Here is a 13444-nt window from a genome sequence, read left to right as displayed (position 1 = left end):
CGATCAGTCCACCAGGTCCCGCACCACCGCGTCCGCCAGCAGCCGGCCGCGCAGGGTGAGGGCCGCGTGACCCTCCTCGTACGGGCCCCGCTCCAGCAGTCCGTCCGCCAGCGCACGCCGCGACGCCGCCAGCCCCTCCTCCCGAAGCAGGGACAGCGGGACACCCTCCCGCAGGCGCAGCTCCAGCAGGATCCGCTCGACCCGCCGGTCCTCGTCCGTGAGGACCTCGCGGCCGGCGCCCGGGGACTTCCCCGAAGCCAGCGCCGCCGCGTACGCGCCGGGATGCTTCACGTTCCACCACCGCACCCCGCCCACGTGCGAGTGGGCGCCCGGCCCCGCGCCCCACCAGTCCGCGCCCCGCCAGTACAGCTCGTTGTGCAGGCAGCGGCCGGCCTCGGAGGTGGCCCAGTTCGACACCTCGTACCAGTCGAACCCCGCCGCCGACAGCCTCTCCTCGGCGATCAGATACCGGTCCGCGTGGACATCGTCGTCCGTCATCGGCACCTCACCCCGGCGGATGCGCCGGGCGAGCTGAGTGCCCTCCTCGACGATCAGGGCGTACGCGGACACATGGTCGGGACCGGCGCCGATCGCCGCGTCCAGGGACGCCCGCCAGTCGTCGTCGGACTCCCCCGGGGTGCCGTAGATCAGATCGAGGTTGACGTGGCCGAAGCCGGCCGCGCGGGCCTCGGCGACGCAGGCCTCGGGGCGGCCGGGGGTGTGGGTGCGGTCCAGTACCTTCAGCACGTGCTGCCGGGCGCTCTGCATGCCGAAGGAGATCCGGTTGAAGCCGCCCGCGCGCAGGGTCGCGAGGTAGGCCGGGTCGACCGACTCCGGGTTCGCCTCCGTCGTCACCTCGGCGTCCGGCGCGAGGCCGAACTCCTCCCGGATCGCCGCCAGCATCCGTACGAGGTCGTCGGCGGCCAGCAGCGTGGGCGTACCGCCTCCGACGAAGACCGTGCGGACCTCGCGCGGGTCGTCGCCCAGCACCTTGCGGGCCAGGCGGATCTCGTCGACGAGGGTCTCGGCGTAGTTGTCGCGGGAGGCCAGTACGCCGCCGCTGCCGCGCAGCTCGGTCGCGGTGTACGTGTTGAAGTCGCAGTAGCCGCAGCGGGTCGCGCAGTACGGGACGTGCAGGTAGAAGCCGAGGGGGCGGCCCGTGGCCCCGGCGAGCGCGGAGGCGGGCAGCGCGCCGTCGGCGGGGACGGGCTCGCCGTCGGGGAGTGCGGAAGGCATGTGCTCCATTGTCCCGCACCCGCCGTGTCACTCCGCCTGGAGCACCAGGAGGGCAAGATCGTCGGCGGGCGGGCGGGCCCCGAACTCGTGCACGAGCTGGGTGATGCGTTCGGCTATCGGCTCCGCGTGCATCCCCGCGCAGCCGGACAGGGCGGTGGCGAGTCCGTCGCCGTCGTCGAACTGGCGGGAGCCGGAGCGCCGCTCGGTGACTCCGTCGGTGACGCACAGGAGGGTGTCGCCGGAGTACATCTCGAAGGTCTCGCTGGTGTAGGTGGCGTCGTCGACGACCCCGATCAGGGTCTGTGGCTGGGCCACGGCACCGACCGAGCCGTCGGGGGCGAGCAGCAGGGGGAGGGGGTGTCCGGCGGAGGCGAGGGTGCAGCGGACGCCGCCCGCGAAGGGGACGAGTTCCCCGTAGAGGAGGGAGAGGAAGCGGGTCTGGGGGCCGTCGCCGGGGGCGGTCGGGCGGGCTCCGGCGGCGACCAGTGCGCGGGCGGCGGCGTCGGCGGCCTCGGTGGCGTCGTCGAGGAGGAGCTGGTTGAGGCGGTCGAGGACGTCGGCGACGCGGTAGCCCTCGCGGGCGAGCAGCCGCAGCCAGGGGCGGACGAGGCCGATGACGACGGCGGCCTCGGGTCCCTTGCCCTGGACGTCGCCGACGGCGAAGCACCAGCGGCCCTGTCCGGCGTGGAAGAGGTCGTAGAAGTCGCCGCTCGGTCCGCCCTTGTCGCAGGGTTCGTAGACGAGGGCGCTGCGCACGCCGGGGATCTCGGCGACGGCACCGGGCAGCAGTCCGCGTTGCAGTACGGCGCTGATGGTGGCCTGCCGGGAGTACTGCCGCGCGGCCCCGATGGCGAGGGCGACGCGTCGGCCGAGGTCCTCGGCCAGGCCGGTGATCTCGTCGGGGAAGCGGTCGACACCGCCCCGGCCGATGACGAGGGAGCCCAGCGGGCGTCCGCCGGCGACGAGGCGGTAGGCGAGGGCGGTGCCGGACACCTCAGCGGCGGGAACACCGTCCGCGCCGTCCTGCGGGGTGTCCGCTGCCGGGACCGGCCACGGATAGGCGGCGGGTCCCGGGAGGAACGGGTCGCCGAGGGCGGGCGGGTTGTGCCGGAGCACCCGGCTCAGGGCCTCGATGCAGCTTTCGCCGGCGTGCCAGACGCGGGCGAGGCGGGGACCGTCGGACCGTGGGCCGCCGTCGCTCCAGCCGCCGCGGCCGGTGGTCTCGTCCTCCAGCCACACCGCGCACCAGTCGGCCAGCCGCGGCACGATCAGCTGCCCGGCGAGGGAGGTGACCAGGTCCTCGTCGAGTTGCCCGGCGAGCAGGTCGGAGGCCTCGGCGAGGAAGGACAGGGCCCCGCGTCCCAGCCAGGTGCCGTCGCGGCCGTCGCGGCGGGCGAGCCAGTCGTCCCCGTACGACCCGGCCAGCCAGGTGTCCCGGCCCGGGGCCGCCTCGCGGTGCCCCTGCGTGCTCCGGTCGGCCGACGGGTCCAGGGGGTCGGGCGCGAGGATCTCCGCGACGCTGAGGTCCGGTGCCGGCGCGTACTCGTCGCCGTACGGGTCGGTCCGCTCGCCGGCCGCGTACTCCCCCGTGGGCAGCCGCGCCCACACGGTCTTCGCGCCCGGCCGGTAGGTGATCCCCCAGGAGTCGGAGAGCGCGGCGACCAGGCGCAGGCCCCTGCCGTACTCGGCGGCGTCCCGCGCGCAGGCCGTCTCCGGTTCGCCGCCGCGCGGTGCGCGGGAGGGGTGCCGGTCGGTGACCTCGATGACGAGGGCACCGGTCTCCTGCTCCAGCCGGCAGGTCAGGCGCACCTCGGTGCCGGCGTGCACGACGGCGTTGGTGACCAGTTCGCTGGCGATGAGCGTGGCGTCGTCGCCGGTCCGGCCGGTGAGGTGCGCGGCGCCGGGCAGCGCGAGTTCCGCCCACTCGGTGAGCGCCTTGCGCAGCAGCGCCCGCGCGGAACCGGGCGCGAGGGGACTCCCGGTCAGGGTCGCCTCCACCCGCGCGCACCCGCGCGCGTCGGGGGCGCACGGGGCGGTCTCCCGCTGGGTCGGAATGGCCCGCATGGGCGGCTCCCCGGGCAGTTCGTACGAAGAGAACTCGATCGCTGCCGACAGGGTGACAGACAGGACCCGCCCATAAGCACTCGGTTACCGAAGTTGACCATTGAGAGTGAAAACAGCTTGAAGAATCAGACACACGCTTGACCGGAAACCGATCGCATCCGGGCAACACCGAAGTCGGCTCCCTCGGCACGCCGGGCCCCCCGCGGACATCGCGGGGGGCCCGGCCGTGGCCTGTCGGCAGATGTCAGCAGGTCGAGGACGTGCTGATCCTGATGCCGGTGGCGCGTCCGTCGGTGACGGTGAACGTGGTGCTGGGAGGCATGCAGCGCACCTGGGTCTTGCCGTTGAAGACGTAGCGGACGTAGGCGACGTCGTCGTTGCGGGTGTTGACGACCGTCAGGAAGCCGTTCCTGGCGGGGACGCTCTGGTAGGTGCTCGTGACGTCCTGGTACCTCTGGAAGTAGTTCCCGTAGTAGTCCAGCGCGTTGTAGAAGCACACATGCGGATAGGGGCAGGTACTGCCCAGGTCGTCCGCGGCGGCGGGCGGAGCACCGGTCATGGCGAGTACGCCGGCCGCGGCCACCGCGACGGAGGCGAGGCGGGTCCTCCACCGGGACCGGACCTTCTTGAAGGATGCCATCTGTTACCTCTCGGGGAAGCGCCGGACCGGCGGTCCGGGAAGCGGACGTCGTCGCACCGTAGCAACGGCGATCACGGCGCGACGTCCCTCCAAGTGGCAACATCCTGCCGCCGGTTGGCAGCACGCTCCCTCCGTGACCGGCGGACGGCGGCCCGCGGTGACGCGTCGCCCCGTTCCGGCGGACCCGGCGGCCCGGCCCCCGCGGACGCGGGAGGCGGGGCCCCGGGCCGTACCGCGCCCGGAACCCCGCCCCACCGTCACGCAGTGGCCCTTACGCCTCGCGTGTGCCCTCGTACATCTCGTCGATGAGGTTCTTGTACTCCCGCTCCACCACCGGGCGCTTCAGCTTCAGGCTCGGGGTGATCTCGCCGTGTTCGATGTCGAGGTCGCGCGGGAGGAGGCGGAACTTCTTGATGGTCTGCCAGCGCTGCAGGCCCTCGTTGAGCTGCCGGACGTAGCCGTCGACCATCGCGACCGTGGCGGGCGCGGCGACGATCTCCGCGTACGGCTTGCCCTCCAGGCCGTTCTCGGCGGCCCAGGGCGCGAGGGCGGCCTCGTCGAGGGCGATGAGGGCGGTGCAGTAGTTCCGGTCGGCGCCGTGGACGAGGATGTTGGAGACGTACGGGCAGACGGCCTTGAACTGGCCCTCGACCTCGGCGGGGGCGATGTACTTGCCGCCGGAGGTCTTGATGAGGTCCTTCTTGCGGTCGGTGATGCGCAGGTAGCCGTCGGCGGAGAGTTCGCCGATGTCGCCGGTGTGCAGCCAGCCGTCCTCCTCCAGGACCTCGGCGGTCTTCTCGGGCAGGTGGTGGTAGCCCTGCATGATGCCGGGGCCGCGCAGCAGGATCTCGCCGTCGGCGGCGATACGGACCTCGGTGCCGGGCAGCGGCTTGCCGACGGTGCCGGTGCGGTAGGCCTCGCCGGGGTTGACGAAGGAGGCGGCGGAGGACTCGGTGAGGCCGTAGCCCTCCAGGATGTGGATGCCGGCGCCGGAGAAGAAGTAGCCGATCTCGGGGGCGAGGGCGGCGGAGCCGGAGACGCAGGCGCGGAGGTTGCCGCCGAACGCCTCGCGGATCTTGGCGTAGACGAGCTTGTCGGCGAGGTTGTGCTTCGCCGTGAGGGCGAAGGGCGCGCTCGCGGTGCCGGTGCGGCGGAAGTTGTCCTGGGCGACCTTGGCGTACTCGCGGGCGACGCCCGCGGCCCACTGGAAGATCTTGTACTTGGCGCCGCCCCCGGCCTTCGCCTTGGCGGCGACGCCGTTGTAGACCTTCTCGAAGATGCGGGGCACGCCCGCCATGTAGGTCGGCCGGACCACCGGAAGGTTCTCGATGATCTTGTCGACGCGGCCGTCGACGGCGGTGACGTGGCCGACCTCGATCTGCCCGGAGGTGAGCACCTTGCCGAAGACGTGCGCGAGCGGCAGCCACAGATACTGCACGTCGTCGCCGCTGACCAGCCCGGTCGCGACGGTCGCCTTCGCCATGTACGACCAGCAGTCGTGCGGCAGGCGGACGCCCTTGGGGCGGCCGGTGGTGCCGGAGGTGTAGATGAGGGTGGCGAGCTGGTCCTTGGTGATCGCGGCGACCCGCTCCTTGATCAGCTCCGGTTCCTTCTGGAGCCGGGCGGCACCGAGCTTCTCCAGGTCGGTGAGGGTGATCACGAAGTCGTCGGTCTCGACGCCGGCCACGTCGACGGCCACGACACGGGTGAGTTCGGGCAGCTCGGCGCGCTTCTCGACGGCCTTGGCGACCTGTTCGGCGTTCTCCGCGATGAGCACCCGGCTCTGGGAGTCGGACAGGATGTAGGCGGACTCGTCGGCGTTGGTCTGCGGGTAGACCGTGGTGGTGGCGGCGCCGGCGCAGAGGATGCCGAGGTCGGCGAGGATCCACTCGACCCGGGTGGAGGAGGCGAGGGCGACCCGCTGCTCGGCCTCCACGCCCAGCTCGATCAGGCCGGCCGCGATGGCGTGCACCCGTTCGGCGGCGCCCGCCCAGGTGAGGGACTTCCAGTCGTCGGGGCCCTCGCCGGAGGCGGCCGGTACGGGATAGCGGTAGGCCTCTCCGTCCGGTGTGGCCGCCACGCGCTCCAGGAAGAGGGTCGCCACGCTCGGCGGACGGTTCTCGATCAGTGTCTGTGTGTCGCTCACGACATCCTCCGGGGACCGCGACGGTGCGGCTGGATCAGTGCGGCTGGGTTTCCTCGCGCCGTTGTTTAACTGGCGAGTAACTATCGAGCAGGCATCAGAGTAAAGGCCGTCCGGCGCGGGCGTAAGGGCCTGCGGCCTGTTACTTCGTACAGAGAGCCACCTGGCGGACGCGCGGGGGCCCGCCGCACTTTCGTGCGACGGGCCCCCGTTCCGTCCGATGCGCGCGGTGACCCGCGGTAACCTCCGGCTACTTCTTGCCCTTGCCCGATCCCGCGGCGTCGTCGCTGGAGAGCACCGCGATGAAGGCCTCCTGCGGGACCTCCACGGAACCCACCATCTTCATCCGCTTCTTGCCCTCCTTCTGCTTCTCCAGCAGCTTCCGCTTTCGGGAGATGTCACCGCCGTAGCACTTGGCGAGGACGTCCTTGCGGATGGCGCGGATGGTCTCGCGGGCGATGACCCGGGAGCCGATGGCCGCCTGGATCGGCACCTCGAACGCCTGGCGCGGGATGAGCTCGCGCAGCTTGGCGACGAGCCGCACCCCGTACGCGTACGCCGCGTCCTTGTGGGTGATCGCGGAGAACGCGTCCACCTTGTCGCCGTGCAGCAGGATGTCGACCTTGACCAGGCTGGAGGTCTGCTCGCCGGTGGGCTCGTAGTCGAGGGAGGCGTAGCCGCGGGTCTTGGACTTCAGCTGGTCGAAGAAGTCGAAGACGATCTCGGCGAGGGGGAGCGTGTAACGGATCTCCACGCGGTCCTCGGAGAGGTAGTCCATGCCGAGCAGGGTGCCGCGCCGGGTCTGGCACAGCTCCATGATCGCGCCGATGAACTCGGTCGGCGCGAGGATCGTGGCGCGCACGACCGGCTCGTACACCTCGTCGATCTTGCCCTCGGGGAACTCGCTTGGGTTGGTGACGACGTGCTCGGTGCCGTCCTCCATGATCACGCGGTAGACCACGTTGGGCGCGGTGGCGATCAGGTCGAGGCCGAACTCGCGCTCCAGCCGCTCGCGGATCACGTCGAGGTGCAGCAGGCCCAGGAAGCCGACGCGGAAGCCGAAACCGAGGGCCGCGGAGGTCTCCGGCTCGTAGACCAGGGCGGCGTCGTTGAGCAGGAGCTTGTCCAGCGCGTCGCGCAGCAGGGGGTAGTCCGAGCCGTCCAGCGGATACAGACCGGAGAAAACCATGGGCCTGGGGTCCTTGTAACCGCCGAGCGCCTCCTCGGCGCCCTTGTGCATGCTGGTGACGGTGTCACCGACCTTGGACTGGCGGACGTCCTTCACGCCGGTGATCAGGTAGCCCACCTCGCCGACGCCGAGGCCGTCGGCGGACAGCATCTCCGGGGAGTTGGTGCCGATCTCCAGCAGCTCGTGGGTGGCGCCGGTGGACATCATGCGGATGCGCTCGCGCTTGTTGAGCTGGCCGTCGATGACCCGGACGTACGTCACGACACCGCGGTACGAGTCGTAGACCGAGTCGAAGATCATCGCGCGGGCGGGGGCGTCCTTGACGCCGACCGGGGCCGGGACCTCGGCGACCACGCGGTCCAGCAGCGCCTCGACGCCGAGACCGGTCTTCGCGGAGACCTTGAGCACGTCGTCGGGGTCGCAGCCGACCAGGTTCGCCAGCTCCTCGGCGAACTTCTCCGGCTGCGCGGCCGGCAGGTCGATCTTGTTGAGTACGGGGATGATCGTGAGGTCGTTCTCCATCGCCAGGTAGAGGTTGGCGAGGGTCTGGGCCTCGATGCCCTGGGCGGCGTCGACGAGGAGGACCGTGCCCTCGCAGGCGGCGAGGGAGCGGGAGACCTCGTAGGTGAAGTCGACGTGCCCGGGGGTGTCGATCATGTTGAGGATGTGCGGGTTGCCCTTGTCGCCGGTGGGCGCCCACGGCAGCCTCACCGCCTGGGACTTGATCGTGATGCCTCGCTCGCGCTCGATGTCCATGCGGTCGAGGTACTGAGCGCGCATCTGCCGCTGCTCGACCACGCCGGTCAGCTGGAGCATCCGGTCGGCGAGCGTGGACTTGCCGTGGTCGATGTGCGCGATGATGCAGAAATTGCGGATCAGCGCGGGGTCGGTACGGCTCGGCTCGGGCACATGGCTGGGGGTCGCGGGCACGCAGGGTCCTGATTCTTGAGGCGTCCGCATACGTGTGCTTGTGCGTCTGCGGTCTCGGGTCGGATCGATACGTAGCTTCCATCGTCCCACGGGCGGCGACCGGGGACGGGTTTGGGCCGCTGAATGGGCCGCTGGTAGTGTGGGGGGCTGTGTCTCATGCCCTCTCAGCGCGAGGCACACCTTCGGAAAATCACCGGTGCGTGTCCCGTGCGGGCCGTGCCAGAACCTGTAGAGGCTCATTCGTGGCGAACATCAAGTCCCAGATCAAGCGGAACAAGACCAACGAGAAGGCGCGGCTGCGCAACAAGGCCGTCAAGTCCTCTCTGAAGACCGCGATCCGCAAGGCCCGTGAGGCCGCCGCCGCGGGTGACGTCGAGAAGGCCACCGAGTACCAGCGCGTCGCCGCGCGTCAGCTCGACAAGGCCGTCTCCAAGGGCGTCATCCACAAGAACCAGGCCGCCAACAAGAAGTCGGCGCTGGCTACGAAGGTCGCGGCCGTCAAGGGCTGAACCATCCTTTGATCTGACCGCCGGCTGGACCCCGGGCGGGCCCTCTCTCATCCGCCCCCGGCCGGTATCCCGAGCTCGTACGCGGCCTGCGTTCGCCACGCGGGTACGGGCTCACACGCTTCATCCGAAGGCCTCACCCCTCACCCTTCCCCGGGTGACGGGCGGGGCCTTCGGCCTTTTCCGGGCCGGCGCCCGCGCCGGCTGACGGGCAGGGTTTTCGGCCCCGGCACGACTGCCCGCAGTGGCGGAGGGATGCCGGGGGAGGTCTCTGCGGCTAGGACCTGCCCCGTGAGCGGGCCGCGCGGGCGATCGTGACGACCGCCTTCTCCAGGGCGTACTCCGGGTCGTCCCCGCCGCCCTTGACGCCCGCGTCCGCCGCGGCGACCGCGCGCAGGGCGACGGACACTCCGTCCGGGGTCCAGCCGCGCATCTGCTGGCGGACCTGGTTGATCTTCCACGGCGGCATGCCGAGGTCGGCGGGGCGCGCGTTCGGGGACGACTGGAGCTTGCCGATCGCGCGGACGCCCTGGGCCAGCGCGCTGGTGATCAGCACCGGCGCCACGCCCGTCGACAGCGACCAGCGCAGGGCCTCCAGGGCCTCGACCGCGCGGCCCTCGACCGCGCGGTCGGCGACCGCGAAGCTCGACGCCTCCGCCCGCCCGGTGTAGTACCGGCCGACGACGGCCTCGTCGATGGTGCCCTCGATGTCCGCGGTCAGCTGGGACACCGCCGAGGCCAGCTCGCGCAGATCGCTCCCGATGGAGTCGACCAGCGCCTGGCAGGCCTCCGAGGTGGCCGACCGCCCCGCGGTCCGGAACTCGCCCCGGACGAACGCCAGCCGGTCCGCCGGCTTGGTCATCCTCGGGCACGCCACCTCCCGCGCCCCCGCCTTGCGCGCCGCGTCCAGCAGCCCCTTGCCCTTGGCGCCGCCCGCGTGCAGCAGCACCAGCGTGATCTCCTCGGCGGGTGCGCCGAGGTACGCCTTCACGTCCTTGACGGTGTCGGCCGAGAGGTCCTGCGCATCGCGTACGACGACGACCTTGCGCTCCGCGAAGAGCGACGGGCTGGTCAGCTCGGCGAGGGTGCCGGGCTGGAGCTGGTCCGGTGTCAGGTCGCGTACGTCCGTGTCGGCGTCGGCGGCCCGGGCTGCGGCCACCACCTCCCGCACGGCGCGGTCGAGCAGCAGGTCCTCCTGGCCCACGGCGAGCGTCACCGGGGCGAGAAGGTCGTCGGATGCGGTCTTCCTGGCCATCGCGACAAGCATCGCACGGGGCACCGACAACGCCGCCGGACAGGCCCTACGGTTCCTCGCGCCAGCCGTCCCACGCGGCCACGAACTCGTTCAGCTCCCCCGGGTCCAGCCGCCGCGCCTCGTCGCGCAGGAGGACGAGCCACTGGGCGTCCTCCGCGTCGTCCTCGCCCGCCAGGGCGTCCCGCACCAGCCGCGGTTCCTCGTGCACGCCGAACCGCTCCCCCAGGGCCTCGGCGGCCTCCTCGGCGGCGTCACGGTCGGGCAGCACCAGCACATGTCGCACATCACTCACACGGGCCATTGTCCGGTACCGGGTCAGCCGCTCCTCCCGCTGCCGCGCACCGCCGGCACCTCGTCCAGCGTGATGCCGAACCGCTCCCGGTAGAGCGCCAGCACCTCCTCGTCCGTCCCCGCCTCGCGTTCCCGCCGGGTGCCGTCCGGGGCGGTGACGGTGAGGCGGCGGCCGGCGAGCGTGATCCTGCCGCCGTCGTCGGTGATCCGTGAGCACACCAGGGAGCGGGTGAAGTGGGAGGCGGGTGAGGTGCTGTGCCACCAGGCGCCGGCCGTGAAGTCGGCGAGCGCCCTCGGCCGGACCTCCAGCCGGTACACCGGCCGCCCGTTCCGGCTCACGTCCAGGTCCGCCGCCCGCACCCGGTCGTGCCCGCCGCGCACCCCGGCCGCGTCGGGGCCCGCCTCGGCGATCCGGAACACACCGCCGGGATCCTCCTGCCCGCCCCGCTCCCCGAAGGCCAGGGGGAGGTGGAAGTGGGCGCCGAAGCCGACGTCGGCCAGCCGGTCGCCGCCGTCCACCGTCCGTACCCGCAGGGCGAGATGGTCGTACGGGATGCCGGGCCGGCCCCCGTCGCCGTACACCCGGGCGGCGAGCAACTGGACGTCGTAGCCGAGGGCGGCGAGCAACGCGCCGAAGGCGCCGTTGAGTTCGTAGCAGAAGCCGCCGCGGCGGGCCCCGACCACCTTGTCCAGCAGCCGCTTCTCCTCCAGCACGATCTCCTCGCCGAGGTGGAGGGAGAGGTTCTCGAACGGCACGGTCTCCAGATGCCGCAGATGCAGTTCGCGCAGCGCGTCCACGGTGGGCCAGGCGGGCTGCTCGGCGCCCAGGCGGCGCAGGTAGTCGTCGATCCGCGTTGCGTCCATGCCTCCAGTCTGGCGCGGGACGGCGTTCCGCGAGGGGCGCATGTCGGCCACACCTGTCACGACATGATCCCGAACGATCACAGTGCGGCAATCTCGCGATCAATTTTCATAAAGAGAAATTCGATTCAGAAAAGAAATCAATCATCTCGCGCCATATTCAATGACACACCCATACCGCCATACACAAATAGGCCTGTAGTGAAGTATCTTCAGTTCACTCGAAGCGTCTCCGATCACTTCGGGAATGCTCGACCGCCTCTGTCGGGGAGGCGCCGCGAAAGTCGAAAGGCATGTCCTTTTCAGCAAGGGGGAGTGAAGGGGACTTGAAAAAGCTGAGCTCGGGCGACCCCAGGCGACTGGGCCCGTTCACCCTGCTGGGGGTGCTGGGATGCGGCGGAATGGCCACCGTGTACCTGGCAACCGAAGAACAATCGCACACCGATTCGACGCTGGCCGTCGTGAAGGCGCTGCAGACCGATCCGCCTCCGTCCTCGTACGTACGGAATCTGTTCGTCCGGGAAATGGAAGCGATCGGCAGCATGGACGCCAAGGGGACGTTCCGGCTCCTGAAATGCGATCCGGACAGTGAGCCGCCCTGGTTCGCGACCGAGTACATCCCCGGAATGGATCTGCGGAATCTGGTCGTCCTGCACGGCCCGCTCGACACGGAGGCGGTGCTGCGGCTGGCCGCCGAGATCGCCCTCACCCTGGTGGACCTGCAGTCGAACAGGATCGTGCACCGCGATCTCAAGCCGTCGAACATCATCGTCCTCAGCGCGGCCGACGGCTCCCTGCGGCTCATCGACTTCGGGGTCTCCCGCAGGCTGGACCGGACCCTCACCGAACCGGCCATGCGAGTCGGCACGGAGGCGTTCATGGCGCCCGAGCAGATATCCGGCCGCGCCGGCTATCCCAGCGACATCTTCGCCCTCGGCCTGACCCTCGTGTACGCCGCCACCGGCGCCGAGATGCGGCGTCTCGACCTGGACGAGGCAGCGGCGAAGCGGCCCATGCGGTTCCCCGCCGGATCCTTCGCCCACCTGCCCGACCCGCTGCCCGCGCTCGTACATGCGTGCACACGGCAGGACTCCGGTGACCGTGTCACCGCGCAGGACCTCCTCACCCTGCTCGCGGCCCAGGGGGTGCGGCCGCGCCGGGGGAGCCGCAGCGCGACCTGGCTGTCGGACAACGCCCGCACCGGTGTGCTCGAGCACGTCAGACACACCGAACGCCTGGCGCTCGAGCGGCAGAACGGGCGACTGCCGCGCACCCGGCTGCTCCCCGTCAGGGGCACACCCGAACCCGTATGGACCCACCAGCTCGGCGGACGCGCCTACTTCACCTCCCCGGTCGACGTCTCCGAGGGCATCGCCGTCTGCTCCCTGGACGGCGCCGTATGGCTGCTGGACGCGGACGACGGGCACATCCTGTGGAAGCGCGACCTCGGCGCCCGTATCGAACGCACCCCCGCGACCGGCCACGGCATGCTCTACGTGCCCTGCTCGGACCGCACCCTGCTCGCCCTGGACACCGCCGACGGGTCCTTCCGGTGGACCTACACCGCCGGCGACAGCTGTGTCTTCACCCCGGTCGTCGCGGGCGACACCGTGCTGGTGGGCGCCCGTGACGGGTCCGTGCACGGTCTGCGCGCCCGTACCGGCACCCGCCGCTGGATCAGCGCCCGCGGCAAGGGGCCGGTCTTCGACCGCCCCACGGTGGCCGGGGACCGGGCGTACGTCTCCGGCTGGCAGGGCACGCTCCAGGCCCTGAACGTGCACGACGGTTCGCCCGCCGTACGGCTGCCGCAGGCCCGGGACCTCGTGGGCGCCCCCGCCTGGCACGGGGACACGCTCTTCCTCTCCAGCCGGACCGGCACCCTGTACGCGATCGACACCCGCACCGGACTCGAACGGTGGCGCAGGTCCGGCCGGGCCGCCGCCTGCACCGGTCCCGTCACCGGCCGCGAGCTGCTCTACGTGGGGACAGTGGGCGGCACCGTGTGGGCGCACGACATGGCGTCCGGCGAACCCCGCTGGCACCTCGCCGCACAGGGCCGCCTGCGCTGCCCGCCGGTGCACCACGACGGCACCCTGTACATCGGCTGCGACTCCACGCTGACCGCCGCCGACGCCCTGACCGGGGAGGTGCGCTGGGCGCGCCGGACCGACGGGACCATGCACGCCCCGCCCCTCGTCGCACGCGGCCACGCGTACATCGGCACCTGGAACCGCACGGTGCAGGCATGGGCCCTCCCCACACCACCGGCGCCATGACCGGGCCCCGACACGACCGCGGCGGAACACCGCGGGCCATACAGGCGGGAAGG

Annotated in this window: 10 protein-coding genes; 2 read left to right on the top strand and 8 right to left on the bottom strand. The window is 71.4% G+C overall.

Going from position 1 to position 13444, the window contains the following annotated elements:
- Positions 1-3: 3 nt before the first annotated feature.
- From hemW to lepA, 5 genes are all read right to left on the bottom strand, one after another.
- Complete coding sequence (hemW, locus tag IF28_RS0112215; protein ID WP_030217883.1) at positions 4-1236, bottom strand: radical SAM family heme chaperone HemW; 1233 nt, start codon at positions 1234-1236, stop codon at positions 4-6.
- A 27-nt stretch (positions 1237-1263) separates the two neighbouring features.
- Complete coding sequence (locus tag IF28_RS0112210; protein WP_030217880.1) at positions 1264-3300, bottom strand: ATP-binding SpoIIE family protein phosphatase; 2037 nt, start codon at positions 3298-3300, stop codon at positions 1264-1266.
- A 244-nt stretch (positions 3301-3544) separates the two neighbouring features.
- On the bottom strand, positions 3545-3940 hold the full coding sequence (locus IF28_RS0112205; protein ID WP_051713719.1) for a peptidase inhibitor family I36 protein: 396 nt from the start codon (positions 3938-3940) through the stop codon (positions 3545-3547).
- 271 nt (positions 3941-4211) lie between these two features.
- A complete protein-coding gene (locus IF28_RS0112200) occupies positions 4212-6086 on the bottom strand; it encodes an AMP-dependent synthetase/ligase (protein WP_030217874.1) in 1875 nt (624 codons plus the stop codon).
- Between the two features lie 247 nt (positions 6087-6333).
- Positions 6334-8202: a translation elongation factor 4 gene (lepA, locus tag IF28_RS0112195; protein ID WP_030217871.1), complete on the bottom strand. Its 1869-nt coding sequence runs from the start codon at positions 8200-8202 to the stop codon at positions 6334-6336.
- A 242-nt stretch (positions 8203-8444) separates the two neighbouring features.
- On the opposite strand from lepA, the gene rpsT reads away from it, so the two are divergent.
- Complete coding sequence (gene rpsT / locus IF28_RS0112190) at positions 8445-8711, top strand: 30S ribosomal protein S20 (protein WP_030217867.1); 267 nt, start codon at positions 8445-8447, stop codon at positions 8709-8711.
- A gap of 274 nt (positions 8712-8985) precedes the next feature.
- On the opposite strand, the gene holA is transcribed toward rpsT, so the two are convergent.
- The 3 genes from holA to IF28_RS0112175 are packed head-to-tail and all read right to left on the bottom strand — an operon-like array spanning position 8986 to position 11118.
- Complete coding sequence (gene holA / locus IF28_RS0112185; protein WP_199808980.1) at positions 8986-9963, bottom strand: DNA polymerase III subunit delta; 978 nt, start codon at positions 9961-9963, stop codon at positions 8986-8988.
- Between the two features lie 46 nt (positions 9964-10009).
- A complete protein-coding gene (locus tag IF28_RS0112180) occupies positions 10010-10255 on the bottom strand; it encodes a hypothetical protein (RefSeq protein WP_078621112.1) in 246 nt (81 codons plus the stop codon).
- Positions 10256-10278: 23 nt separating this feature from the next.
- On the bottom strand, positions 10279-11118 hold the full coding sequence (locus IF28_RS0112175; protein WP_030217860.1) for an arylamine N-acetyltransferase family protein: 840 nt from the start codon (positions 11116-11118) through the stop codon (positions 10279-10281).
- A 323-nt stretch (positions 11119-11441) separates the two neighbouring features.
- Here IF28_RS0112175 and IF28_RS0112170 point away from each other — a divergent pair, with 323 nt between their 5' ends.
- Complete coding sequence (locus IF28_RS0112170; protein WP_158713676.1) at positions 11442-13391, top strand: PQQ-binding-like beta-propeller repeat protein; 1950 nt, start codon at positions 11442-11444, stop codon at positions 13389-13391.
- Positions 13392-13444: the final 53 nt, after the last annotated feature.

Origin of the sequence: Streptomyces sp. NRRL WC-3626, from assembly GCF_000718785.1 — a bacterium.
In the GTDB taxonomy this organism is placed as follows: domain Bacteria; phylum Actinomycetota; class Actinomycetes; order Streptomycetales; family Streptomycetaceae; genus Streptomyces; species Streptomyces edwardsiae.
The sequence above is the reverse complement of the archived record's forward strand: the minus strand, read 5'-3'. Positions and strand labels throughout refer to the sequence as shown.

What these genes read in the sequence shown, in the direction of transcription:
- hemW (WP_030217883.1), bottom strand. Translation starts at nt 1,236, where the DNA reads ATGCCTTCCGCACTCCCCGACGGCGAGCCCGTCCCCGCCGACGGCGCG.
- IF28_RS0112210 (WP_030217880.1), bottom strand. Translation starts at nt 3,300, where the DNA reads ATGCGGGCCATTCCGACCCAGCGGGAGACCGCCCCGTGCGCCCCCGAC.
- IF28_RS0112205 (WP_051713719.1), bottom strand. Translation starts at nt 3,940, where the DNA reads ATGGCATCCTTCAAGAAGGTCCGGTCCCGGTGGAGGACCCGCCTCGCC.
- holA (WP_199808980.1), bottom strand. Translation starts at nt 9,963, where the DNA reads ATGGCCAGGAAGACCGCATCCGACGACCTTCTCGCCCCGGTGACGCTC.
- IF28_RS0112175 (WP_030217860.1), bottom strand. Translation starts at nt 11,118, where the DNA reads ATGGACGCAACGCGGATCGACGACTACCTGCGCCGCCTGGGCGCCGAG.